Below are 23,656 nucleotides of genomic sequence, written 5' to 3'. Positions count from 1 at the left end.
CCCATCTCCCAGAGATGGGCGGGGCGATCGCGGATCGCCCCGCCCATCCATCAGGCCAAGTTGTTCACGAAGGTCTGACCGTGGTCGTCCCCTTCATGCTCCTCATTGTAGTGCTCGGGTTTCTCGATCACTTTCTGCCCGAACCGGGCATAGAGTGTCGGCAGCACGAACAGCGTAAGAAGCGTCGCCGAGATCAGACCGCCGATGACGACCGTCGCCAAAGGCTTTTGAACCTCTGCGCCGGCGCCTTCGCCCAGCGCCATCGGCACGAAGCCGAGGCTGGCGACTAGCGCGGTCATGATGACGGGTCGCAGACGCTGCATCGCGCCAACATGCGCGGCTTCCTCGCGGCTCATCCCTGATCGGATCAGATCTTGGATCGAGCTGACCATGACGAGGCCGTTGAGGACCGCGATGCCCGAGAGGGCGATGAAGCCCACTGCCGCCGAGATCGAGAAGTCCATGCCCCGCAGGAACAGCAACAGGACGCCGCCCACCAGCGCGAAAGGCACGCCGGTGAACACGATCGCGGCGTCGCGGACCGATCCCAACGCCCCGTAGAGGAGCAGCAGGATCAAAATGAAGCAAGCCGGAATGACCAGCTTCAGCCGTTCGCTTGCCGATTGGAGGTTCTCGAACTGGCCGCCCCATTCGAGATAGGTGCCGGCAGGCAGCCGGAGTTGGCTGCCGATCGCCGCCTGCGCATCCGCCACGACGGATCCGACGTCGCGGCCACGCACGTTGGCTTGCACCACCACGCGCCGCTTGCCGTTCTCGCGGCTGATCTGGTTCGGACCATCGACCACCTTGATCTCGGCGACGCTGGACAGCGGTACATAGCCGCCGCCTGCCACCGGCACCTGCACCTGTTGGAGCAGGCCGATGTCGGCACGCTGCGCCTCCGACAGGCGGATCACCACGGGGAAGCGACGGTCGCCCTCGAAGATCTGGCCCGATGTTCGCCCGCCGATCGTCGCAGTCACGGTGTCCTGCACATCCTGAGCCGTAACGCCCAACCGCGCCATCGCGTCGCGGTTGACGCGAATGTCGAGCATGGGAAGACCGGTCGTCTGCTCCACCTTCACGTCCGCTGCGCCTTGCGTTCTGCGCAGCACCGCCGCGATTTGCTCGGCCGTCCGGTTCATCTGGTTGAAGTCGTCCCCGAACACCTTCACCGCGATGTCGCCGCGCACGCCGGCGATCAGCTCGTTGAAGCGCATCTGGATGGGCTGGGTGATCTCGTAGGCATTTCCCGGAATCTTCGCGAGATTACCCTCGATCCGGCTGACCAGCTCCTCCTTGGGAAGCTCAGGATCCGGCCAATCCTTGCGCGGCTTCAGGATGACGAACATGTCGGTCGCGTTCGGCGGCATCGGGTCGGCCGCCAGCTCGGCGGTGCCCGTCTTGGAATAGACGAATTGCACCTCCGGCTGCTTCGACATCATCCGCTCGATCGGCACCTGCATCGCCTGGCTCTGCTGGACCGACGTTGCCGGAATGCGGAGCGACTGGATCAGCAAATCGCCTTCGTCGAGCTGCGGCAGGAACACCGAGCCGAGCGTAGTGAAAGCAAGCGCCGCCACCACAAGGCTTCCCACACCCGCACCGATCGTCAGCGTCGGGCGCTTCATGGCCCGGTCGAGACCGGGTTCGTAGCGCTTCTTCAGCCACGTGATGATGCGGCCGTCCTTCTCCTCGACCTTCTTCGACAGCCAGATCGCAATCATCGCCGGCACGAAGGTGAGAGAGAGGATGAAGGCGAAGGCGAGCGCGATGATGACGGTCAGCGCCATCGGTCCGAACGTTTTACCCTCCACGCCGGTCAGCGTGAGCAGCGGTACGTAGACGAGGATGATGATTGCCTGCCCGTACACAGAGGGACGGATCATCTCACGCGCAGCGGCTGCCACGGTCGCGAGCCGTTCCTTGACGCTGAGCAATCGGCCTTCATGATGCTGTTGCTCGGCAAGCCGGCGCAGCGCGTTTTCGACAATGATGACGGCGCCGTCGACGATCAGACCGAAGTCCAAAGCCCCAAGGCTCATCAGATTGGCCGAGACCCCAGCGCGCAGCATACCAAAGCCTGTCAGCATCATGGTGATCGGGATGACCAACGCCGCGATCAGGGCCGCACGGAAGTTGCCGAGCAGCAGGAAGAGCACGACGATGACCAGCACCGCGCCTTCGGACAGGTTTTTCGCGACCGTCTTGATCGTCGAATTGACCAGCTCGGTGCGGTTCAGCACCGGCTGAATTACGACGTCAGGAGGCAGCGAAGCGTTGATCGTCTTCAGTTTCTCAGCGACCGCGGTCGACACGATGCGGCTGTTCTCGCCGATCCGCATGATCGCCGTGCCGACGACGACTTCGGTACCGTTCTCCGATGCCGAACCCATGCGGATCGCCTGACCCGTCTTCACAGTCGCAACTTGTTCGACCGTGATCGGCACGCCGTTACGTGTCGCGATCACGGTCCTGGCCAACTCGCTGGCATTGCGAACGAGCGCATCCGAGCGAACAGCCAGACCTTCGCCATTGCGATTGACGAAGCCACCGCCGACGCTGGTGTTATTGCGCTCCAGCGCATTTCCCAGGTCCGTCAGCGTGATGCCGAGCGAGGCCAGCTTCTGCACGTCGGGCACGACGAGGAACTGCTTGGCGTAACCGCCAATCGAGTCGACACCGGCGAGGCCCGGTGTGGTCTTCAGAAGCGGCGTCACGATCCAGTCCTGCGCGGTGCGCAGGTAGGTCGCCTTGTCCTCTTCGGTCGTCAGTCGCTCGCCCTCTGGCGTGATGTAGCTGCCATCGGGCTGTTGGCCCGGTTCACCGGGCTTGTGCTTGTCGTCCTCGCGATGATCGAGACGAACGGTGTACATGTACACCTCGCCCAGGCCTGTCGCGATCGGACCCATTTCAGGGTTCACGCCGTCGGGCAGATTCTCTTGCACGCCCCGCAGACGCTCGCCCACCTGCTGGCGGGCGAAATAGATGTCCGTCGCGTCCGAAAAGACCGCCGTGATCTGCGCGAAGCCGTTGCGGCTCAACGAGCGCGTATATTCCAGGCCGGGGGTGCCGGCGAGCGCGGTTTCGATTGGAAACGACACCTGCTTCTCGACCAGCTCGGGCGAGAGGGCAGGCGCGCGGACGTTGATCTGGACCTGATTGTTGGTGATGTCCGGCACCGCGTCGATCGGTAGCCGGTAGAGGGAAAAGGCGCCGATGGCGGCGACGATGACGGTGAGGAGCAGGACTAGCCAGCGCTTCTCGACCGCCCAGGTTACGATACGGGCGATCATGGCTTAATCCTCGTGGCTCGCTTCGCCCTTGCCGATCTCGGCCTTGAGCGTGAAACTTCCGGTGGTGGCGATCTGTTCGTTGCCGGTCAGGCCCGACCGGACGATCACCGTGTCGCCCGACGCATCGCCGAGCTGGACCGGGGTCGCCTTGAAGCCGGTGGGCGTGCGCACGAACACGACCGACTTGCCCTCGAAACTCTGGACCGCCGTCGTCGGCACGCGGACCGCCCCGCTCCCGCCGCTGCCCGTGAGCTGCACGGCTGCCGTCACAGGCTCGCCGACCCGCCATTCGCCACCGCGATTGTCGAGGGTGGCGAGCGCAGGCACGAGCCGCGTCTGCGGATCAAGCGCCGGCGACACGAAGGTCACGCGGGCGGTCGCCTGACGGCCTGCCGCCTTCACCAGCACCGTATTGCCGGGACGCACCCGGCCCGCATCCTCGGGCTTGAGATTAAGCGCGATCGACACCTGGCTCAGGTTGGCGATGCGATAGAGTTCGGCATCCGCCGCGACCGTTTGTCCCAGCGTCACGGGGCGCGCAATGATCTGGCCCGAGATCGGCGCGGCAATGCCGAGCCGGTTGAGCCCGCCGCCGCCGACACCCGCCGCCGAAACCATGCTCTGCGCCTGCGTCAGGGCGATCCGCGCCTCCGTCGCCGCTGTGCGGGCGGCGATCAGATCCTGTTCAGGGGAGACTCTCTGCGCGAACAGCCGCTGTTCGCGCGCGAGGTTCGAATTAGCGAGCTGAAGCCGCGCCCGCGCCGCCTCGACCTCGCCCTTGATCTGCGCCGCCTCGCGGCTTTCGATGACCGCAATGGTCTGGCCGCGTCCGACCGATTGGCCGAGGTTACGGGTGAGCGCGACCACGCGTCCCGCAATTGCGGCCGAGACGACCTGCGTTCCCTGTGGGTCGCCCTCGATGATCGCGGGCAGCTCGATCGTCCCGGCCCCGCCGATGATCGGCCGTCCGACCTGGACGCCCGCTGTGGCGATCTGGTCGGCACCCAATGTGACGACGCCTTCACCGGCATGACCGCCTTCAGCACCGCCCTTTTCCGTGCCCGCTGCCGTCTCATTGGCAGCTGCGCCTTCGGCAGTTGCCTCGTTTCCGCCATCCTTGCCGCCGCAGGCAGCCAAGAGCAGGGCGAGCGACGCCGCGCCCGCGAGATAAAAGCTCTTCATCACTGATTCCCCCCATTGGGCGCACGAGCGGTCAGTCGCTCCACTTGCGCGCGGGCATTCTGGTAATTGGCAAGCGCGTCGATCGCGGCGACCCGCGTTTCGGCGAGCGTGCGTTCAGCATCGAGCAATTCGAGCTGGCCGAACTTGCCCTCGCGATAGCCGATCCGCGCGATGCGGGCGGCCTCCTGTGCAGCCGCCAGCGCCGGCCCCGACGCCGCACGAGCCGTCGTTGCGGCATTGGCCGCCTGCGCCTGCGCGTCCGTGATCGCCTGTTCGATGTCGAGCGCGGTCACGCGGCGCTGCGCATCCGCCTGGGTCCGCTGCGCGGTCGCCTGCGCAATCGCGGCGCGACCATTGTTGAACACCGGGATCGGGATCGACACGCTGAACACCGCCGCCATGTCGTTGGTCGCTTCCAGGCGGCGGATCGACGGCCCGACGTTCAGGTCAGGCACGCGATTGGCGCGCGCGAGCCGCACGCCGGCTTCGGCAATGGAGAAATCCGCGTTGGCTGCCGCCAGCGCGAGTGTGCCGGTCGTGTTGACCGGTGCCAACGGCCCATAGACGTTCACATCGGGAAGGCGATCGAGCAGCGTGTCATCGAGCAGGCCGTCGATCGGCCGTCCGATCCGACGCGCCAGATTGGCGCGGGCCGCCTCGGCCAAGCGAAGCTGCCGCTCCACATTGGCGTCGGCATTGATACGCGCGACATCCGCGCGCTGTTGCTCGAGTGGCGATGCCCGCCCTGCCTGCACGCGAACGCTCGCGGCCCGCAGCGCATCGCTGGCGATCCGGGCCTGATCGCGGGCTGTCATTACCCGGCGATCGGCCGCGACCGCTTCGACATAGAGCTGCGTTACCTGAAGCCGGACATCCGCCGCGATGATCGCGGCCTGGATCTCGGCCCGGGACAATTGCGCATTGGCGACCGCGACGCGGGCGCCGCGCTTGCCGCCTAGCTCGATCGGGATCGCAAAGCCGACCGTGGTTTCCGCGCTGCGGACCCCCCGATACGGCCCGGAGCCGATGACATTCTCGACTTGGCCTTGAACCACCGGATTGGGCCGCAAGCCGGCGACTGTGCGACCTGCACGGGCCGCGTCGATTCCAGCTGTCGCCGCTTCCGCAGCAGGGGCCGAACCGCCCGCTGCACTGACCGCTTGGTCAAGCGTGTAGACCGGCGCATCCTGCGCAACAGGCGCGGACGGTCCGACCTGCGCCTGCGCCATCGTGGCGCAAGACGCTGCGGCCAGCATGGCCGCGAGGATACGATTCATGAAAATAGGACTCCTGACGATGATCGACAGGGGCGCGCCAACGCACGCCCAAATCGGACGTCAGGCTTGGGGGGGCCTCAAATCGACCATGCCGGTGCGGCCGTCGAGCGACGCAGAGGCGGAGATTGTCGGCTTGGGCACTGTGAGGACGGGGGTATATTCCATCGTCGTGCGCGCAGGCGCGCCGACGTCGTGTCCGTGACAATAATTGTGATGATGCGGGACATTCTTGTCCGAGTCCGATGGCACCTGATCGATGTCACCGGCGGTATGGACCGTGAACTCAACGCCCGCGATGCTTCCCCCCGCCAGATCGGCGGCATGGGCCATGCCGGAGAAGCTGGTCAGGACCAGCATCAGGCATGTCAGGAAAGGCAAAAAGGCTCGCACTAGCTTGCCTCTATCACGGAAGGGTTTTCATGTCATTGCACTAATTCGAACCAAGGGTCACTGAGCCGGAACCCGAGCGGGATCGGTCGCGCCCGTTCCAGGCGAACCCGACCGCAATGGCGACCGCCATCAGGAGTTGCGCCAGCACCGATTGCCAAGTGGGAAACACGCCGAGCATCGACAGCCGTGGCACGTCCGCGAGCGGTGCGATGTTGATAAGGCCGGCTTCCTGGAGCGCGGCGACGCCTTTACCCGCCAGCACGACGGTCAGGACCGCCATGAGCCAGGAGCTATAGCGGAAGAACTGCGCGATCGGCAGCTTGCGACTGTAGCGAAGCATGGCCCAAGCGATCAGGCTGAGCAGTCCAATCGCCGACCCGGCCCCCGCGAGAAGCATCCCGTTGTCACCTTGCGCCGAAAGCGCGGCATAGAACAGGATCGTCTCGAAGACCTCGCGATAAACTACGACGAACGCCAGCCCGAACAGGAACCAGCCCGACCCGCCCGAGAGCGCCCGCGACATCTTCTCGCGAATATAGCGCTGCCACTGATCGGCCTGCGCCTTGCCGTGCATCCAAATCCCGACCGAGAGCAGCACGACCGCGGCGAACAGCGAGCCAAACCCTTCCGTCAGCTCCCGGCTCGCACCGCTGATCCCGATCGCATAGGTGGCGACCGCCCAGGTGATCCCGCCCGCGATGATCGCGCTGACCCAGCCGCCATGCACGTACCGCAGCGCCTCGCCGCGCTCGGCTTTACGCAGGAACGCGATCATGGCGACAACGATGAGCAGGGCTTCGAGCCCTTCACGCAGCAGGATCGTGAACGCGCCCAGGAACGTGGACGCTTCGGTGGCGGCATCAGGCGCGAGCGCCGCTTCCGCATCGTCGAAAAGGCCGCCCAGTACTGCGACCTTCTCCGCGAGATCATCGGGCGACGCGCCCCGGTCGATCGAGGCGCGGAACTCCCCCATCGCGCCCTCGATTCGACCCATCAGCGTCGCGTCGCGCGCGGTGAGTGTTGGCTCGATCGGCTCGAACCCATCGAGATAGGCCGACAGCGCCAGCTCTTTCGCCATGCGCGCATCGCCGCGCCGCGCAGCCGCCACGCTTTCGGCGAGTTTGGCGCGGGCGACCGCGAGCGAGCCGGGAGCCTGTTGTATCACCTGTTCGGGATGACGACGCAGGAACGCGAGCACTGGGTCAGCCTTGGCGTCGCCGATCGCCGCGCCGAGCGCGGCCGGGGTGAGCGCGACCAGGGTTTTCAGGTCCGGAATGCGCCGGCGAAGGGTCGGGTCGGATTTCCAAAGCCGCTCGCCTTCGCGCGCCTGCGCATCCGTGAAGGCGAAGCTCCCGGCTCGGAATGCTAACGCCCAGCGCTGATCGTTGGGCAGATCGGCGAAGCTCTGCATCGCGGTCCCGTCGATGCCTTGCGTCACCACCTGATAGAGCGCGAACACGCTGCGCTGGCGCGCGCGCTCGGCATCGGTGAAAGCAATCGGGGGCGTAGCGAGCTTGGCGGCGTCAGGGCCACGGCCGTTGCCCGTCATCCCGTGGCAGGACGCGCAGGATTGTCGGAACAGTGCATCGCTGGAGACGAGGTTCGGAGCCTTATCGGGCGCGAGCGGCACCGGGTAGGCGCGCAACAGATCGGCCGCGAGCCCGTGCGCCAATGTTGCCACCTGTTCAGTCGGTCCCTTTTCCGCGATCACCGCCTGGAGGTTGGCAGCCCGCTGGATGAGGGCTTGACGCTCCGGCTTCGCCGGCAGGCCCTGAAGCCGTGTCGAGACCGACGCGGCGAACTCCGTCATCTCGGCATATTCCGACGTGCTCTTGATCCGACCGTTGGCGACCGCGCCGCCATAATCGACGGCCATATAGTCGAGCAGCCGCCATGCGGTTTGCACGTCGCCGGGTTCGGCGATTGCCGCAGCAGGGATCAGCAGCGCCGCGAGCGCGGAGAGCAGCCGCAACGAGAGCATTGCCCGGATCAACGCGAGCAGACGCACTACCGCTCTCCCAATTCGCGCCGAGCGCCAGTGACGATTTCATAAGCGGAGTGGAGGAACAGGAGGGCGATGAGGCCGGCGACGGCGAGGTCCGGCCAGGCGCTTCCTGTCCACGCCACCAGACCGGCCGCGGCGATCACCGCCACGTTGGCGAGCGCGTCGTTGCGGCTGAACAGCCAGATCGCGCGAACATTGGCGTCCCCTTCCCGGAAACGCGCAAGCACCAAGGCGGACACGACATTGATCGCGAGCGCGACAACGCCGATTGTGCCCATCAGTTCGGCATCGGGCGCGGTTGCGTTCAGGGCGCGCCAAATCGCGAAACCGATTACGCCCACGCCAAGCGCACCGAGAAACAACCCCTGCGTCAGCGCGACCTTTGCCCTCGCCCGTGCGGACCAGGCAAGCGCGAGAAGACCGATAAGGCTGATCGACCCGTCCCCGAGAAAATCGAGGGAATCCGCTTTCAGCGCTTGGCTATCGGCGATGAACCCGCCGAACAGCTCGGCGACTCCGAAGCCGAGGTTGAGCACCACGACGGTCAGCAGCGCACGGCGATAGGCCGGATCGGTTTGCGCGCGCGCGGGCTCCCCGTGGCACCCGCAGCTTTCGGTAGAAGCATTCATGCGGCCTTCCTTACCACCTCCAGTCGCTGTAGAAGCAAGCGAAATGTGCGACACGTTCGCATAAGCAAGGATGGCATGATGAAGCCGGTGATGATTGGGCAGCTCGCCAGCGAGACCTCGACGAAGGTGACGACGATCCGCTTTTATGAGTCGATCGGGTTGCTCCGATCCGCCCCTCGCACGGCGTCGGGTCGCAGAACCTACGATGCCAGTGACATTGAGCGTTTGCACTTCATCCGCAACGGTCGCCGGCTTGGCTTCTCCGTCGACGAGATCCGTTCGTTGATGGGGCTGGCGCAGAACCCGGACCAGGATTGTGGTGCCGCCTCAGCTATCGCTGCTCAGCACCTCAAGGATGTGGAGGAGAGACTGGCGCAACTCGCGGTGTTGCGGGATGAGTTGGCAATGCTCAGCCAGAGCTGCACCAAGGCGCGCATGGCCGATTGTCGGATCATGAAGGCGATCGGCAAAGGCCACCCTCAAGCCGATCAATAATAATCGGCCAGCCTGAGCTCGCGCACATCACCCGAGGCCATCGTCAGCTTTACGAGGGTGCCAGCAGGCCGGGAGCGCACTTGCCAGAGCTCCCCACGCGTATAGTTCGCATCGATCGAATGGCCGTTCACCGCCACGATCCGGTCGCCGACCGCCCAGCCAGCCTTTTCCGCGGGACTGTTCGCCGCCACATGAACAACGGTGAGCGCCGTTGGTGAGGCTGCGAGGCCAAGGCCGCTACGGTCCTTCAGCATCGGCAGGCGACGACGAGGACCGAGTGGCCGGAGCCACACGAATCCGGCGGTCACGTCGAACACCACGTCGAATTGAGCGATCAGCGGTAGGCCGACATTGCCAACCGTGCTGGTGGAGAGCCAAGCTCTCATCCCGAGTGTGGGGACGTTCGAGACGCCAAGCCCTTCGATGTTGATGTTCTGGATCGTGAAAGCATCGTTGATACGCACACCATCGACGCCGCCGATCGCCGCGGTCGAGACGAGCTTCCCGTTCAACAGCCCTTGATCGCGGGCATAGGCCGACGAGAGCATCAGCGCGGCCGAGCTGCCAAGATCGATCATCAAGGGCACGGGAGGCAAACCCGAGACGGAAGCTCGAATGAACAGCTCCTGCTTGGCACCGCGCCCGAGCGCGACAGCGCGCCAGTCGGGACCGGCGAGAAACGTGCCTGACTTGACGACCGCCATACGCCTTTTCGCGAAATCGAGCGCGATGCAGCTACCCGTGAACATATCGGCACCGAGGAGGATATCGATCGGTCGTCCGAAGGCCGCCGACACTGAACTCAGATCACCAACGACGGCAAAGGGTAAGCGACGGGTTTCGCGGGCGAGCTGTACGTCGATGTCGCGGACCAGCAGCACCGGGGCCTTGGCGCTCAGCCCGCTAATCATGCGCCGCTCACCATCGTTCAAGCCGAGCTTCGCCGCGAGCGCCGTGCTCATGATCGACGCGCCGCTGCCACTGTCGAGCACCGCCCGCACCGGCACTCCGCGCACTTGTGCCGAAACAAGGAGGGGTGACTGCACGAAAGTGACTTATCTGCACGCTAAGAGCGAACGGACCGGGAACGCTGGGACTTTGTGTTCTTCTCCGTGGCTTCGAGGGCTTTGTAGAGGGCGGTTTTGCCGATCTTGAGGCGCGCGGCGGCCTCGCGAACTGTGAGGCCGGAAGCGATATGTTCGCGCGCCTTGCGGAGCTTGTCAGGTGTGACCACTGGCCGCCGCCCACCGGGGCGACCTCGCTCGCGAGCGGCCTTGAGGCCTGCATGGGTGCGCTCCCGGATCAGATCGCGCTCAAACTGGGCAAGCGAGCCGAAGATGTTGAACACCAGCATCCCGCCCGAAGTGGTGGTGTCGATGTTCTCGGTGAGCGAGCGGAACCCGATACCTCGCGTCGCTAGCTCGCCGACCTTCTCAATCAGATGGCTCATCGAGCGCCCAAGACGGTCGAGTTTCCAAACCACCAGCGTGTCGCCGCTGCGCAGATAGGCGAGCGCCTCGGCCAGGCCGGGCCGATCGGCTTTTGCACCAGATGCGTGATCGTCGAATATCCGGTCGCACCCGGCCGCGTTCAGCGCGTCGAGCTGGAGTGAGAGCTTCTGGTCTGCCGTCGAGACGCGCGCATAGCCGATCAACGCCACATGCAGCCCAATCCTGTCCGTTTTCCCATCATTATCTGATCTTGTCCGAATCGCCGTTATAGGTCCAGAGTTAACGGACATATTCCTGCTGGCCGCCAGAGGACCGTCTGACGGACAAGGACGCGGAAGGAGATAGTGCTTGGCGAGACGGCGACTGGTGAGCGCGGAAATCTGGGCAGGGCATTATGGCGCGCCGCTCGATGAGCGCGAGATTGCGCGGCACTATACGCTGACCGGTGACGACCTGGAAATTGTCGGCCGCCGTCGCGGCGATGCCACCCGGCTCGGCTACGCGATGCTCCTACTCTATATGAGATGGCCTGGCCGTGCGCTGGAAGCGGGTGAAGTCCCGCCCGCTCCTGTGCTCGCCTATGTGGCGCAGCAACTCGGCGTCGCGCCCGAAGCCTTCGCGGACTATGCCCATCGGGACCAGACCCGTCGCGAACATCTCGTTGAAATCCGACGATCGCACGGGTTCAGGATTTTCGACCGCAAGGCTTTCCACGAAGTTGTCGCATTCTCGATCCCGATCGCACAGACCATCGTCCACCCCGGCCAGATGGCGGGGGTCATCGTTGACGAACTTCGGCGCCGGCAGATCCTCCTGCCTTCTTCATCGGTTCTCGAAGCGGTACTCCGGCGTGCTCGCCAGCAGGCCGAACAGCTTACCTATGAAGTGCTCACGAACGGCCTGCGGCCCGATACGCTGCAGGGGCTGGACGATCTGCTGGCCCGACGAACAGGGCAAGCCGCGACATGGCTATCCTGGCTGCGCAATGCACCACAGTCGCCGGCAGCGCGCAACATCCTACGCCTGATCGAACGGCTCACTCATATCCGCGCGCTGGATCTCGATCGCGCCCGTGCCGACATGATCCCGGCTTTGACTTTTGACAGGCTGGCGGACGAAGGCAGCCGGATCACACCCCAGCACCTTGGCGAACTCAATGCCCTGCGCCGCCATGCGACGCTGGCGGCGCAGGGCATCCGTCTTGAGGAAAGCCTGACCGATGCCACCCTGACGATGTTCGACAAGCTGTTGGGCAGCATGTCGCGTCGCGCCGAGAACCGGACCCGTGACAAAGCCCTCAAGACGGTGCGCGAGTTGCAAGGCCATCTCCGGACGCTCACAGGGTCTTGCCGCATTCTCATCGAAGCGCGCACCAACGGTGTGGACTCTCTGGCGCAGATCGAGGCGCTGGATTGGCAGCGCTTCGCCGTGGCGGTCGCGCGGGCCGAAGTACTCGGGCGACCGGAAACCGTCGATCGCACCGCTGAATTGATCGAGCGGCATCGCACGGTGAAGCTCTTTGCCGGTGCCTTTCTCAACACCTTCGAATTTCGCGGCGCCGGTGCGGTGCAGGGACTCCTGTCGGCGCTTACCATCATCGCGGAGCTATACCGGACCGGCAAACGGCGCTTGCCTGATCGCGTGCCGCTGCGCTTTGTGCCCTCCGCATGGCGGCCGTTCGTCCTGCGGGACGGCATCGTCGATCGCGCCGCCTATGAACTATGCGCCTTGTCCCAGCTACGGGAGCGGTTGCGAGCGGGAGACATATGGGTCTCGGGAAGCCGCCAGTTCCGCGATTTCGATAGCTACCTCATCCCGCCGGCCACCTTCGACGCGCTTCGCGAGAAGGGGCCGTTGCCGCTCGCCATCGAAACGGACTTCGATCGTCATATCGAGGAAAGGCGCGCCAGGCTCGACACGGCGATCGAACAGGTGACGGTCCTCGCCCGACAGGGCGAGCTGCCCCAGGTCAGGCTTGACGAAAGCGGCCTTATCATCTCGCCGCTGAAAGCGGCAACGCCACCCGCCACCGAGATTGCCCGTCGCGCTGCCTATGACCGACTGCCGCGCGTGAAGATCACCGATCTCCTGCTTGAGGTCGATGCCTGGACCGGGTTCAGCGAATGCTTCATCCATCGGCGTTCGGGCCGGGAGGCCGACGACCGCAATGCGCTGCTCACCGTCATCCTTGCCGATGGCATCAATCTCGGCCTCACACGCATGGCGGAAACCTGCCGAGGCGCAAGCCTGCGCCAGCTCGCCCATCTCCACGACTGGCACATCAGCGAGGCCGCCTATGGTGAAGCGCTGGGAAGGCTGATCGACGCCCATCGCGCCATGCCGCTCGCCGCGCTGTGGGGAGACGGCACCACCTCGTCGAGCGACGGACAGCAATTCCATGCCGGGGGCCGTGGCGCCGCAATCGGCGACATCAACGCGCGCAGCGGCAACGAACCGGGCGTTGCCTTCTACACCCATGTCTCGGATCGATATGACCCCTTCGCGACCCGGGTAATCGCGGCGACCGCCGGCGAAGCTCCCTATGTGCTGGATGGCTTGCTGTATCAGCAGACCGGCCTGACAATCGAGGAGCACTACACCGATACAGGCGGTGCATCGGACCATGTGTTCGGCCTTATGCCCTTCTTCGGCTACCGCTTCGCGCCGCGCCTGCGCGACATCAAGCAGCGTCGTTTGCACCTCCTTCCCGGCCAGGAAGCCGGCCCCTTGCTTGCCGGCATGACGGCCGAACCGATCGCATTGGGTCATGTCGCGGCGCATTGGGATGAACTGCTGCGGTTCGCCACATCGATACGCACCGGCACCGCCACCGCTTCGGCGATGCTTCGCCGCCTGTCCGCCTATCCGCGACAGAACGGACTGGCCCTCGCGATGCGCGAGCTGGGCCGCCTCGAACGCTCGATCTTCATGCTCGACTGGCTGCGCGACATTGATCTGCGCCGGCGTACCCAGGCGGGCCTCAACAAGGGCGAGGCCCGCAACGCGCTCGCACGCGCGCTCTTCTTCAACCAGCTCGGCGAATTGCGTGATCGGCGGTTCGAGAACCAGACCTATCGCGCCTCCGGCCTCAACCTGCTCGTCGCCGCCATCATCCTGTGGAACACCCGCTATCTCGAAGTGGCGCTGGCTGATATCGGCACGCCCGACGAAATCGCACGTCACGTCGCGCCATTGGGCTGGGAACATATCTCGCTCACCGGCGACTATAGCTGGAATGTTGAAGATCGGCCCGATCCGGATGTCCTGCGGCCACTGCGCGCCATCAGTTCGTTGCTCGCCGCGTAACGTTCACCATACGTTCGCGCTTAGCGTGCGGATGCGTCACTTTCGTGTAGTCACCCCTTGCAGCAACGCCGCCAGAACCGGCCCCTCTAGCCCCATTGCAAGCCCTTCTCCCGTGAGTCTGATAATAGGATATATTACAAAGCCGAATTTGCGGCAATACGCATTTGATCGGGGGGCTGGCGGCGCACCGCGTTCAGCCGGAAATCCGGTGGCGTCGCTGCTGGCCACTTGATGCAGCAAGGGCGATTGCCTAGTCTTTCGGTCTCGCGTCCGGACCGGCGTTCGGCATCATTCCACGACAAGCAGAGCGGACCCTTGGCCAATACTTTCCTGTTTCTCGCAGAAACGAACCTGTCGCCGTCGATAGCCGAGCAACGGAAAGCGTGCGAAGCCGCCGGCGACGTGATCGTGGAAGCCGGCAGGATCAGCTTTCTCGATTTGCCCAAGAAGCTGGAACAGAGCGGTTTCGAGCTGGGGCACGGCGACAGGATCAAGATCTACGATTTCACCTGTCTGCCGGTGAACACGGCCACGCTCGTCCGCATGTTGGTGAAGTTGCTAGGCAAGGGCGTCGCGATCGAGTTCAGCGCCGCCCTCATCGTTCTGGACCCCGACGGCGATAATGATGAGGCGTTGCGCCTGCTGGTCGCCCTCGACAGCCATTGGCGGCGCGTTCACGGCATGAAAACGCATCCGCCGCACATCAAGACCGGACGCAAGCCCAGGCTGAAGGCCGATCAGCTCCCGAAGATACAGGCGATGCTCGCGGCCGAGGGTGCCACCTACAACAGCGTGGCTTCCGAGCTTGGCCTGGCGCGATCGACGGTGTTCGAGTTCGTGAAGCGGCACAAGCCCGTCGCGGCCGAGGCGTCATAGCGGCGAAAGCAGGTCCGTTATCGGTATTTCGAGCGCCATCGAGAGCGCCGCCAGCTCGCGCAGCGTGATCTCCCGCGCCCGCCCGTGGAAAATGGCCTGCAATCGTTCTTCGGGTAAAGTGCTCGCGGCGGCCAGGTCACCAATTGTGAGATTCTTCTTATCCGCTTCTGCTTTCGCGCGAATATGAAGACTTGCGTAAACGTCGTTTACGCGCTCCTCCCTCTTATGACCTGTCATGGCCTTGTTACCCGAACCTTATCTTGGCACTTGCCAGACCAATTGGCGCGATGGCCCTGTCTAGCGAAGATTGCACAATTCTAGGGGTTTGTATGAGCGGCCAACAGAGCAACGACAGTGGTTTGCAACCCTTTGGCCATATCCTCCAGAACCTCCAGAGTCGGGTTGGCCTTGGCTTGTTCGATAAGCGAGATATGCGAGGCTGCGATGCCGGTCCGCTCCGCAAGTTCGGCCTGTGAGATGGCCAGATCGGCACGGCGACGCTTGCAATTTTCTGCCAACAGTTTCGCTAGCTCTGACGCTGCCTCATCCAACCTCAAATATCGCGCCATAGGGTTGTCCCGTCCGTCGTTCGCTAAGCATCCGCCCAATCCGGCGGCGGAAATTATAGCGACCTGCACGGCCTATGCGATATTATCTAATTAACTACCTTTTTTTGCATAACTTTGACAACAAAATCCAAACGCCATATCGTGACGAGAATGGCACGTCGCAGTCGATCAAACCTAAGCCCGATCACTCCCGCTACCTGTATGCAGCGCAAGCGGCAAGTAATGGCTGCCGCAGGCTTTGTGCAATGTAAGCTACAGATACCAATCAGCTTCGGTCAGCGTCTAAATCATCTCAAATTCCTCCATAATATGCGTGGCCTCGACAGTGTGGTTTCCGCGATGATCCGCAAGGCAATGGCAAATTACTCCGCCGATGAACTGGTGGCGCCACCTCCGCCATGCGATCATGACAGGTTAAAACAAGTCGCGCTTCACATACCTCGAGAGCATTACGCTTTCCTTGTAGCGGTAGCGGAACGCAACCGGGGCATCAATCTCGGCATCGCTCTTGAAACCGTTGGAAGCTATGTCACCAATCTGACAATGACGCCTTTGCAACTTTCCCTGTTCTAACATTCGGAACGGGAACCGTATGATTGCACCAACTTCCTATCTAGTCACCTGTTCCTGCGACAAATAGGATTATTTGAAAGACAAAATCTGAAGTATCGAGAGTGTCGCCATGATGACTTGTGTTTTTCATCAGCATAGTGAGAACGGCGGTGCAAAATTAGACCACGGTGGCGGCGGCGAAGTGCTGCTGCGGGCGGCGTAAAAGTCGTCCACTTTGCCTTCTTTGCGCGAGCAGGGAGGGCGTGGAGATATATACCGTGGATCTTTACCTGAAGGTGCGTCTTGCTTGCGCGGGCGGCATGAGCCAGCGTGAGGCGGCGAAGCATTTCAACGTATCGCGCGACACGGTCCGCAAGATGCTGTCGTATTCGGAGCCCCCCGGTTACCGCCGGACGGCGGCGGTGCGGCGGCCCAAGCTGGAAGCGTTCGTTCCGATCATCGATGCATGGCTTGATGGTGACCGTCAGGTTCCGCGCAAGCAGCGTCATACGGCGAAGCGGGTATTTGACCGCCTTCGCGAAGAGCACGGTTTCACCGGCGGCTACACGATCATCAAGGATTACATCCGACAGCGCGAGCAGCGCAGCCGGGAGATGTTCGTGCCGCTGGCGCATGCGCCCGGCCATGCCCAGGCAGATTTTGGTGAGGCCATGGTCGAGATCGGCGGTGTTGTGCAGAAGGCGCATTTCTTCGTGCTCGATCTACCGCACAGCGACGCCTGCTACGTGCGCGCCTATCCCGCTGCCGTTGCCGAGGCATGGATGGACGGCCACGTGCACGCCTTCGCGTTTTTCGGCGCGGTGCCGCTGTCGATCGTCTACGATAACGACCGCTGCCTGGTCTCGAAGATCCTGCCCGACGGCACGAGGCAGCGCGCCCGGCTGTTCAGCGGCTTCCTGTCGCATTACCTGATCCGCGATCGTTACGGCCGTCCCGGCAGGGGGAACGACAAAGGCAGTGTTGAAGGGCTGGTCGGTTATGCTCGCCGCAACTTCATGGTGCCGATCCCCCGGTTCGCGACGTGGGAGGCGTTCAACCTGTGGCTCGAGGAGCAATGCCGCAAGCGTCAGAACGACCGGCTGCGGGGCGAGAGCGAGACGATCGGCGAGAGGCTGAAGCGCGATCTGGCGGCGATGCAGGAACTGCCGGCTGCCCCGTTCGAGGCTTGTGACCAGACCAGCGGCCAGGTCTCGTCGCAGGCGCTGGTGCGTTACCGGACCAATGATTACTCGGTGCCGGTGCGCTTCGGCCATCAGGAGGTATGGATCCGGGGCTATGTCGGCGAGGTGGTGATCGGCTGCCGGGGCGAGGTCATTGCCCGTCATGTGCGCAGCTACGAGCGCGAGGACGTGATCTTCGATCCCATCCATTACCTTCCCCTGATCGAACAGAAGATCAATGCGCTCGATCAGGCAGCGCCCCTGCAAGGCTGGCACCTGCCCGAAGCGTTTGCAACGCTGCGCCGCCTCATGGAAGCTCGTATGGGCAAGCATGGTCGGCGCGAGTATGTGCAGGTGCTGCGTCTGCTGGAGAGCTTCACGCTTGCCGATCTGCATGCGGCCGTAAAGCAGGCTCTCGATATCGGGGCGATCGGCTTTGATGCCGTGAAGCATCTCCTGCTGTGCCGGGTGGAGCGCCGACCACCCCGATTGGACATGGCGATCTATCCCTATCTGCCCAGAGCCAGGGTGGAGACGACATCGGCGCGCTCCTACATGCAGTTGCTCTCGGGCGATGCGAAGGATGCGGCATGAGCAGTCCGTCCCCCGAGCTGTTACTGGCCAGCCACCTCAAGACGCTCAAGCTACCAACCTTCCTGCGCGAGCATGACAAGCTGGCCCGGCGATGCGCGGCCGAGGGCGCAGATCACGTCCGCTACCTTGCCCGGCTTGTCGAACTGGAGCTGATCGACCGGGAACGCCGGATGGTCGAGCGCCGGATCAAGGCTGCGAAGTTCCCGGCCGCCAAGAGCCTCGACAGCTTCGACTTTGCCGCGATCCCCAAGCTCAACAAGATGCAGGTGCTGGAACTGGCACGCTGCGACTGGATCAACCGCCGCGAGAACGTCATAGCCCTTGGTCCCTCGGGAACCGGCAAGACCCATGTGGCGATCGGCCTCGGCCTTGCCGCCTGCCAGAAGGGCCTGACGGTCGGCTTCACCACCGCGTCCGCGCTGGTCAGCGCGATGATGGAGGCACGCGACGAACGCCGCCTTCTGCGCCTCCACAAGCAAATGGCCGGATACAAGCTCCTCATCATCGATGAACTGGGGTTCGTGCCGCTCTCGAAAACCGGCGCGGAACTGCTGTTCGAGCTGATCTCGCAGCGTTACGAGCGCGGCTCGACGCTGATCACCAGCAACTTGCCGTTCGACGAGTGGACCGAAACGTTCGGCTCCGAGCGCCTGACAGGCGCGCTCCTCGACCGGCTTACCCACCACGTCTCCATACTCGAGATGAACGGAGAGAGCTATCGTCTGGCCCAAAGCCAGGCGCGCAAGGCACGCTCCAACCCCTGACAGAAAAGACCATCCGTGTGTTGGCGACCCCCACTCGGGCTACGCCCTCGCGGCGCTCGCCAGCACACGGATCACCCGGCCTGATTTTGCGCCGCCCAATGGCCGACTTTTACTCCGCCGTTGACACCTTCGCCTCGGCGATCACGGCTTCAGCCTCCTCGGGATTGCTGAAGGCTCCTTGGTGCACCACGGCATTGCGCACCGTGTTGATCTTCTCGGCCGACGCTTTGAGCGCCTTTCCGATCGGACTCTTGTCCGGCGTCTCGAAATAGATCGGAACGAACAGCCGAGTGACCTTTAGCGGAAGGCCATTGGCCCAACGCAGGAACATGTCGACGATGGTGTCATCGAATTCGGTCTTGCGGGCCCATTCCGTCCGAATGGCATAGTTGGCCGCGATCTCCGCTGCCGTGGCGCAACGGACGATCGCCGCAGATGGCTCTTCTCGAAGGTGCAGGCCGGATAATTTGGTCCATTGTGACTGCAATTTTTCGAGATCGGTGCGTTCGTTATAGGGCTTTGACGATTTCTCGCGATGTGCGTTGCTGTTTGCCTTAGCCATTTGCCCCCCAATTTTGCTGCCCGCCGCCCGATCAGGGCAAGCTCTTCAATATCTTTTCTACGATGAAGGTATAGCTTGCGATGCGGGCGGGCTGATCGGAATTGCCCTGCTTATAACGGGGGATTCCATGACCGCAGTTACGGCGTCGAACGTCTTTTACATCAAGCTGGGCCGGGGCGGTGACTGGGAGACGGAGAGCATCCGCGACGGCGTGCTGCGCTTTGGCTACCGCGAAGTGCCGCACGACCTTTGCGTGGCAGGCGACTGGCCCGGCGTTTGGGACGCGATGAAGGATCGTCGAGGGGACGCCGGCGCTGCAACTCGCGATGTGAAGCAAATCCGGGCATTTTACGAGAGCGACGAGGATACCATCTTCATCACCTTCGTCGGCGGCTTGCTCTATTGGTGTCGGCCGGTCGGCGAGATCGAGATCCTGCCCGACAACAGCCATCGCCGCGCGACCCTGGATGGCTGGCACAGCACGTCGGTCGGCGGCAGTCTGTTGACGGCTGACCGGCTGTCCGGGCGACTGCTCAAGGTCCAGATGTTCCGCGGGACGATCTGCGACGTGCGCGCGGCCGACTATCTGCTGCGCCGGTTGAGCGATGAGCTGTCACCGGAGGTCGCAGCGGCGGAAGAGGCGGAACGCGCCCTCACAGCGGCGATCATTCCCCTGATGCGACTGCTGACCTGGCAGGATTTCGAACTGCTGGTTGATCTGGTCTTCTCGAGCAGCGGATGGCGCCGGCTCAGCCAGGTCGGCCGGACCCAGAAAACGATCGACCTCGAACTCGTGCTTCCGAGCACTGCCGAACGCGCCTTCGTGCAAGTGAAATCTCAAGCCACTCGGGCAGCTCTCGACGACTATGTCGGCCGGCTGGCCGAAGCGGAGGCCTATGATCGCATGTTCTTCGTATGGCACACCGGCAACATCCCAGAGAATGAAGGCCCGGACGGGGTAATCCTACTCGGGCCGCAGCGCCTCGCGCGAATGGTCCTCGACGCAGGGCTGTCGTCCTGGCTCCGGGAGAAGGTCTCGTGAGCACTATCACCCCCGGACCGGCGCGATCACGGCCGGCGCGAAAGGACTGACCGTGGACTACGAACCCTATCCCGACGAGGTGGATGACGAGCCTCGATATCGTCCGGTGGCTGAGATCGGACAGGCCGAACTCTACGAAGCCCTGATGACCCTGGCAGGGTTCGGCGAGAATCCATTTTTGAGGATGCAGGCGAGCCAGCTGTGCCTGGTCGACAACATGCTCAATCACATCGAGCAGGAGATCCTTGAGCATCAGCTCGACGACGAACCGCCGCGCGGCCGGATGGCGCAGCTGTCGGCCCTGACACCCATGTGGATCTATGCGGCCTACGAACTGCTCCGCACCTGGCGCCAACGGTGCGAGGAGGTCATCAAGCTCGCGGAGAATGGCGGGATCAATCTCAAGGCCACCAACCTCGAACGCGATCTCGGCTACCGGCATTACGATAGGGAGCTGCGGGCCCAACAGCTTCGCGATGCTCAGGAGCGACCCGAACTCGTCGATCAGATGCGGATCGATCTACGCCGGACGGAAATGGGCTTCACCAGGCTGGAATTCCTGCGCGTTGCGCTCGCCAAGCATGAGGTGAGCAAAAAGGGAAACAAGAAGCCCATCGCCTTCGCGCCCGGGCTCGCCACCGTCGATCGCCATTGCGGATCGATGCAATATGAGCTCTCCAACGGTGGCTCGATCATCGACTATGTTACGCGGCGCGATATGGCTGAGACGATCCGCTATATCCCCGAGATGGAGAATCCGAGCGACGAGGATCTTGCTGGATTCAGGGTCTATATGAACCCGCCGGATGTCGAGCCCCCGGCGGCCTGAGACCTCAAAGCAGCGACGCTTGCGCCGCGGCCGGTGGATAGACCTGCAGCGGCAGGAGGCTGCCCTTCGGCAGGAGGCCAAGCACCTCCTCTGCTGGTACTGAGGGATCAAGCCAGTCGGCCCACCGGTCGCGCGGTAGCGGGATGATCTGACGGGAATGATAGGGCGCGACATCCTCGCCGGGCTCCATCGTCAGCATGGTGAACGCCTCGCCGATTTCCGGATGCGATCGCCAGATGCCGGCGATGCAGAACCAGGGATGGTCCTTCATCGTGAACAGCCATTTTGTCTTGCGCTTCTGGCCCGGTTCGAGCGGCGCCGTGAACTCATAGAAACCGTCGGCCGGAATGAGGCAGCGGTGCGAAGTGAACTCGCGGCCCTCGGAGCGGAAATTATAGACCGGCCGCCCATTCTGGCCAGGCCAGCTCCATCGCCGATTGACGAGCTCGCCCGATCCCCTGCCCTCGCCGCTGCGCACGATAGGCGCGACGTCGCTGATGTTGATGTCTGCGCGGGCCGCGACATTGGGCGTCCCTTCGGGCATTTTGATCTTGATCTTGAGGTCGTCGAAATCCTCAACGATCGAGGCGATATCGACCTCCAGGCGATAATCATTGCACATCGGTCATCCGTTCCACTGGTCCTTGCGACTCATCGTCGTTCTATATATGTTCTTGTCATGGCGACGCCAACACCGTTCGACTCCGAGGCCCCCCTCGAAAAGCTCTTGCCCATCATCCGGCGAAATCCGGACGATATGCAAGAAATGGAAATGGTCGAGGCCCGGTGGGGCTCCAATCCACGCTTCAGCGGCGGGGCCTCCTTCCGCTTCGTGCGCTCGGAGGGCCAGATCTTCCCCAGCCAGCGCTGTCTGGTGCCCGCCTCGGAATTCCACATGACCGTTAGCGGCGGCAAGCAGTATCGGGTGCGGCTCGAAGACGGCAATTTCTTCTATCTCGCGGCGATCTGGGAGCCGGCCATGGCAGAGTGGCCCCTGTCCTTCCGGGTCATCACCGTCGCGGCCAATCCTGAAGTCAGCCACTATCAGGATCGACACGATGCCATCATCCTGCGCCGGCAACGCATGCAATGGCTCGACCACCTGCTCCCAGAGATCGACCTTCTCGAAACACCGCCGGCCCGCACCTTCATCGTCGAGGAAATAAACGGCGGCCCGAGGCAGAAGAGGCTTGCCGTCTAGTCCGGGATCTGGATTTCCATCGCCGCCATCTGAGCGATCAGCTCTGCCCTGGTGATCCGAACATCAAAGCGCCATTCAAGGAGCCGCACACCGTGGCGAGCCAGCAGCGCGCGCTTTTTCTCGTCGCGGAATTGCGTGAGCTTGAACCCCTCTTCGCCGCCGAAGAGCGTCACGGGCGCGTAGTGCTGCTGCCCCTGATACTCGATGGCGAGGCCCAGCTCCGGCACATGGATATCGACGGACTGCATGCCGAGGAACGCCGGGCGCCATTGATGGACCGCGGAGGGCCATAGGGTTCGAACCAGATCGAGCAGCGCCACCTCGGACACCCAGCCCCGTCCGATCTCGGGAATCGACCTCTCGCGGCGGAACGCCTCTTCGGCAGCGACCATGGCGGTCGCAAAGAACGCGGATGCCCCGGTGTCGGCGGCCCCGATGTTGATGGAGAAAATCCGGCCGCGCCGCGCACCGTGGTTCGTGAACTGCGCCATATGACGCCGATAGGCGGCCCAATCCGAAGCGGGCGGCATGGGCGGTATCATGGTCGACCCGAAATCCGGCCGAAGCCTGATCATTTCCTCCAGGACAGGCGGCTCCAGCGTGAATTGCGCATCGAGATGGCCCAGGAATGCCTCGAATTCCTCCAGCAGACGCCCCGCAATGAGCGATGATTCCGCATGTTTGCGCGCCAGTACGCGAATATCCTGCGCGCGCAGCGGCGATCCTGTCAGGAATCTGAGATAGATGACCTCGTCGAACAGAGGCTCACGATCGCGGCCGGGCACCGCCTCGACCAGCGTAAGTGCCTCGTCGAGCCGATCAGCCTGTGTGAGTTCAAGAACGCGCTGCCAATGCGGATCGGGATCCCAAGGTTCGCCATCGACATCCGGAAGATCACCTGGGAGGCCGGTGCCGTCAGCGCCACGCCATTGGTCGCCAAGCAGGCGTGCCTGCAATCCGTAACTCCGGGCCCGTTGATTGTCTTCCCATACGCGGGCAGTCGGCAAGGCTGGATCGAGGGGATTGGGCGTCCAGGACTGACCTTGGGCGATTCCATCGGGCCGCATCACATAGCCGATGTCGAATCCCGCGGCGGCGTAATCAGCCATGGCGAGATCGCCGATAGCTTCAACGATGCGCTCGAACAGCCGGACCTGATCCTGACGGACCCCGATCGAGAGCAGGACGCGGCCACGCGCCGAGATCTGCCGGAAGATGCCCGGCGCATGGACGGAAAGCTTAACGGCGCGTTGCCGCCGGATCCCCGGCCCTTCGAGGAAGTGAATGCGATGGGTAATGTCGTCGGGGAAGTCGGGATAGCTCAACGGCACCGGCTCCACCGCCTTGGGCACCCGCTTCTTGGGCGGCGCCTCCGGTCCATATTCTGTCAGCAGCTCACCGCAGAGCGCCGATAGTCGAGTGAAATGAACGGCCGTTGCCGAGCCTGCCGCGCGT

The 23,656-nt window shown here is 63.4% G+C and carries 22 protein-coding genes; 9 read left to right on the top strand and 13 right to left on the bottom strand.

Features of this window, described 5'->3' with window-relative positions; translation table 11 throughout:
- Window positions 1-50: 50 nt before the first annotated feature.
- The 6 genes from LDB29_RS27555 to LDB29_RS27530 form a co-directional block, all read right to left on the bottom strand.
- Window positions 51-3,296, bottom strand: a complete 3,246-nt coding sequence (locus tag LDB29_RS27555; RefSeq protein WP_004212878.1) for an efflux RND transporter permease subunit — start codon at window positions 3,294-3,296, stop codon at window positions 51-53.
- Between the two features lie 3 nt (window positions 3,297-3,299).
- Entirely contained in the window at window positions 3,300-4,478 is a 1,179-nt protein-coding gene (locus LDB29_RS27550) for an efflux RND transporter periplasmic adaptor subunit (RefSeq protein WP_004212877.1), read from the bottom strand.
- Complete coding sequence (locus LDB29_RS27545; protein WP_013039111.1) at window positions 4,478-5,755, bottom strand: TolC family protein; 1,278 nt, start codon at window positions 5,753-5,755, stop codon at window positions 4,478-4,480. Before LDB29_RS27545 ends, LDB29_RS27550 begins: the two co-directional genes overlap by 1 nt.
- Window positions 5,756-5,815: 60 nt before the next feature.
- A complete protein-coding gene (locus LDB29_RS27540) occupies window positions 5,816-6,112 on the bottom strand; it encodes a hypothetical protein (RefSeq protein ID WP_275504797.1) in 297 nt (98 codons plus the stop codon).
- Between the two features lie 73 nt (window positions 6,113-6,185).
- The gene (locus LDB29_RS27535) at window positions 6,186-8,153 is read right to left on the bottom strand and encodes a cytochrome c/FTR1 family iron permease (RefSeq protein WP_004212871.1); all 1,968 of its coding nucleotides are present in this window, start codon (window positions 8,151-8,153) and stop codon (window positions 6,186-6,188) included.
- Entirely contained in the window at window positions 8,153-8,779 is a 627-nt protein-coding gene (locus tag LDB29_RS27530; RefSeq protein WP_004212870.1) for a cation transporter, read from the bottom strand. Before LDB29_RS27530 ends, LDB29_RS27535 begins: the two co-directional genes overlap by 1 nt.
- A gap of 75 nt (window positions 8,780-8,854) precedes the next feature.
- Here LDB29_RS27530 and LDB29_RS27525 point away from each other — a divergent pair, with 75 nt between their 5' ends.
- On the top strand, window positions 8,855-9,274 hold the full coding sequence (locus LDB29_RS27525) for a helix-turn-helix domain-containing protein (RefSeq protein ID WP_007406847.1): 420 nt from the start codon (window positions 8,855-8,857) through the stop codon (window positions 9,272-9,274).
- Here the strand turns inward: LDB29_RS27525 and LDB29_RS27520 are convergent.
- Together LDB29_RS27520 and LDB29_RS27515 are read right to left on the bottom strand one after the other, a co-directional pair.
- Entirely contained in the window at window positions 9,268-10,275 is a 1,008-nt protein-coding gene (locus LDB29_RS27520) for an aspartyl protease family protein (protein ID WP_004212866.1), read from the bottom strand. The two genes, LDB29_RS27525 and LDB29_RS27520, sit on opposite strands and share 7 nt — an antisense overlap.
- 65 nt (window positions 10,276-10,340) lie before the next feature.
- Entirely contained in the window at window positions 10,341-10,934 is a 594-nt protein-coding gene (locus tag LDB29_RS27515; protein ID WP_013039114.1) for a recombinase family protein, read from the bottom strand.
- Between the two features lie 139 nt (window positions 10,935-11,073).
- Between LDB29_RS27515 and LDB29_RS27510 the strand changes: the two genes are divergently transcribed.
- Window positions 11,074-14,031 carry a Tn3 family transposase gene (locus tag LDB29_RS27510; RefSeq protein ID WP_011627729.1) on the top strand — a complete coding sequence of 986 codons (2,958 nt, stop codon included), beginning with the start codon at window positions 11,074-11,076 and terminating at the stop codon, window positions 14,029-14,031.
- Window positions 14,032-14,262: 231 nt separating this feature from the next.
- Entirely contained in the window at window positions 14,263-14,907 is a 645-nt protein-coding gene (locus tag LDB29_RS27505; RefSeq protein WP_257558752.1) for a Hin recombinase, read from the top strand.
- On the opposite strand, the gene LDB29_RS27500 is transcribed toward LDB29_RS27505, so the two are convergent.
- Both LDB29_RS27500 and LDB29_RS27495 read right to left on the bottom strand, forming a co-directional pair.
- On the bottom strand, window positions 14,902-15,144 hold the full coding sequence (locus LDB29_RS27500) for a helix-turn-helix transcriptional regulator (RefSeq protein WP_176599427.1): 243 nt from the start codon (window positions 15,142-15,144) through the stop codon (window positions 14,902-14,904). The genes LDB29_RS27505 and LDB29_RS27500 overlap by 6 nt on opposite strands.
- An 80-nt stretch (window positions 15,145-15,224) precedes the next feature.
- Window positions 15,225-15,458, bottom strand: a complete 234-nt coding sequence (locus LDB29_RS27495) for a helix-turn-helix domain-containing protein (RefSeq protein ID WP_255326417.1) — start codon at window positions 15,456-15,458, stop codon at window positions 15,225-15,227.
- Between the two features lie 240 nt (window positions 15,459-15,698).
- Here LDB29_RS27495 and LDB29_RS27490 point away from each other — a divergent pair, with 240 nt between their 5' ends.
- The 3 genes from LDB29_RS27490 to istB all read left to right on the top strand — a co-directional run bounded on the left by LDB29_RS27490 (window position 15,699) and on the right by istB (window position 18,567).
- The gene (locus LDB29_RS27490; RefSeq protein ID WP_176593294.1) at window positions 15,699-16,049 is read left to right on the top strand and encodes a hypothetical protein; all 351 of its coding nucleotides are present in this window, start codon (window positions 15,699-15,701) and stop codon (window positions 16,047-16,049) included.
- 299 nt (window positions 16,050-16,348) lie between these two features.
- A complete protein-coding gene (gene istA / locus LDB29_RS27485; protein ID WP_218036328.1) occupies window positions 16,349-17,803 on the top strand; it encodes an IS21 family transposase in 1,455 nt (484 codons plus the stop codon).
- Complete coding sequence (istB, locus tag LDB29_RS27480; RefSeq protein WP_054944222.1) at window positions 17,800-18,567, top strand: IS21-like element helper ATPase IstB; 768 nt, start codon at window positions 17,800-17,802, stop codon at window positions 18,565-18,567. Before istA ends, istB begins: the two co-directional genes overlap by 4 nt.
- Before the next feature lie 109 nt (window positions 18,568-18,676).
- Here istB and LDB29_RS27475 read toward each other — a convergent pair whose 3' ends face one another.
- A complete protein-coding gene (locus LDB29_RS27475; RefSeq protein WP_257558742.1) occupies window positions 18,677-19,129 on the bottom strand; it encodes a hypothetical protein in 453 nt (150 codons plus the stop codon).
- A 127-nt stretch (window positions 19,130-19,256) separates the two neighbouring features.
- On the opposite strand from LDB29_RS27475, the gene LDB29_RS27470 reads away from it, so the two are divergent.
- Together LDB29_RS27470 and LDB29_RS27465 are read left to right on the top strand one after the other, a co-directional pair.
- The gene (locus tag LDB29_RS27470; protein WP_070936290.1) at window positions 19,257-20,171 is read left to right on the top strand and encodes a hypothetical protein; all 915 of its coding nucleotides are present in this window, start codon (window positions 19,257-19,259) and stop codon (window positions 20,169-20,171) included.
- Between the two features lie 52 nt (window positions 20,172-20,223).
- The gene (locus tag LDB29_RS27465) at window positions 20,224-21,000 is read left to right on the top strand and encodes a hypothetical protein (protein WP_066703428.1); all 777 of its coding nucleotides are present in this window, start codon (window positions 20,224-20,226) and stop codon (window positions 20,998-21,000) included.
- Between the two features lie 4 nt (window positions 21,001-21,004).
- Here LDB29_RS27465 and LDB29_RS27460 read toward each other — a convergent pair whose 3' ends face one another.
- Window positions 21,005-21,622 (bottom strand): SOS response-associated peptidase, encoded by a 618-nt coding sequence (locus LDB29_RS27460; protein WP_066703426.1) that lies wholly within the window; start codon window positions 21,620-21,622, stop codon window positions 21,005-21,007.
- Between the two features lie 57 nt (window positions 21,623-21,679).
- Here LDB29_RS27460 and LDB29_RS27455 point away from each other — a divergent pair, with 57 nt between their 5' ends.
- Window positions 21,680-22,201 (top strand): SOS response-associated peptidase family protein, encoded by a 522-nt coding sequence (locus tag LDB29_RS27455; protein WP_066969933.1) that lies wholly within the window; start codon window positions 21,680-21,682, stop codon window positions 22,199-22,201.
- Here LDB29_RS27455 and LDB29_RS27450 read toward each other — a convergent pair.
- The gene (locus tag LDB29_RS27450) at window positions 22,198-23,541 is read right to left on the bottom strand and encodes a hypothetical protein (protein WP_257558737.1); all 1,344 of its coding nucleotides are present in this window, start codon (window positions 23,539-23,541) and stop codon (window positions 22,198-22,200) included. The two genes, LDB29_RS27455 and LDB29_RS27450, sit on opposite strands and share 4 nt — an antisense overlap.
- Window positions 23,542-23,656: the final 115 nt, after the last annotated feature.

The sequence above is a fragment of the Sphingobium sp. CFD-2 genome, from assembly GCF_024611135.1.
Taxonomy (GTDB): Bacteria; Pseudomonadota; Alphaproteobacteria; order Sphingomonadales; family Sphingomonadaceae; genus Sphingobium; species Sphingobium fuliginis.
The sequence above is the reverse complement of the archived record's forward strand: the minus strand, read 5'-3'. Positions and strand labels throughout refer to the sequence as shown.

Coding starts and splice junctions, on each gene's coding strand:
- LDB29_RS27555 (WP_004212878.1), bottom strand. CDS start 3,296: ATGATCGCCCGTATCGTAACCTGGGCGGTCGAGAAGCGCTGGCTAGTC.
- LDB29_RS27550 (WP_004212877.1), bottom strand. CDS start 4,478: ATGAAGAGCTTTTATCTCGCGGGCGCGGCGTCGCTCGCCCTGCTCTTG.
- LDB29_RS27545 (WP_013039111.1), bottom strand. CDS start 5,755: ATGAATCGTATCCTCGCGGCCATGCTGGCCGCAGCGTCTTGCGCCACG.
- LDB29_RS27540 (WP_275504797.1), bottom strand. CDS start 6,112: ATGCTGGTCCTGACCAGCTTCTCCGGCATGGCCCATGCCGCCGATCTG.
- LDB29_RS27530 (WP_004212870.1), bottom strand. CDS start 8,779: ATGAATGCTTCTACCGAAAGCTGCGGGTGCCACGGGGAGCCCGCGCGC.
- LDB29_RS27525 (WP_007406847.1), top strand. CDS start 8,855: ATGATGAAGCCGGTGATGATTGGGCAGCTCGCCAGCGAGACCTCGACG.
- LDB29_RS27505 (WP_257558752.1), top strand. CDS start 14,263: ATGCAGCAAGGGCGATTGCCTAGTCTTTCGGTCTCGCGTCCGGACCGG.
- LDB29_RS27500 (WP_176599427.1), bottom strand. CDS start 15,144: ATGACAGGTCATAAGAGGGAGGAGCGCGTAAACGACGTTTACGCAAGT.
- LDB29_RS27490 (WP_176593294.1), top strand. CDS start 15,699: ATGGCTGCCGCAGGCTTTGTGCAATGTAAGCTACAGATACCAATCAGC.
- istA (WP_218036328.1), top strand. CDS start 16,349: ATGAGCCAGCGTGAGGCGGCGAAGCATTTCAACGTATCGCGCGACACG.
- istB (WP_054944222.1), top strand. CDS start 17,800: ATGAGCAGTCCGTCCCCCGAGCTGTTACTGGCCAGCCACCTCAAGACG.
- LDB29_RS27475 (WP_257558742.1), bottom strand. CDS start 19,129: ATGGCTAAGGCAAACAGCAACGCACATCGCGAGAAATCGTCAAAGCCC.
- LDB29_RS27470 (WP_070936290.1), top strand. CDS start 19,257: ATGACCGCAGTTACGGCGTCGAACGTCTTTTACATCAAGCTGGGCCGG.
- LDB29_RS27460 (WP_066703426.1), bottom strand. CDS start 21,622: ATGTGCAATGATTATCGCCTGGAGGTCGATATCGCCTCGATCGTTGAG.
- LDB29_RS27455 (WP_066969933.1), top strand. CDS start 21,680: ATGGCGACGCCAACACCGTTCGACTCCGAGGCCCCCCTCGAAAAGCTC.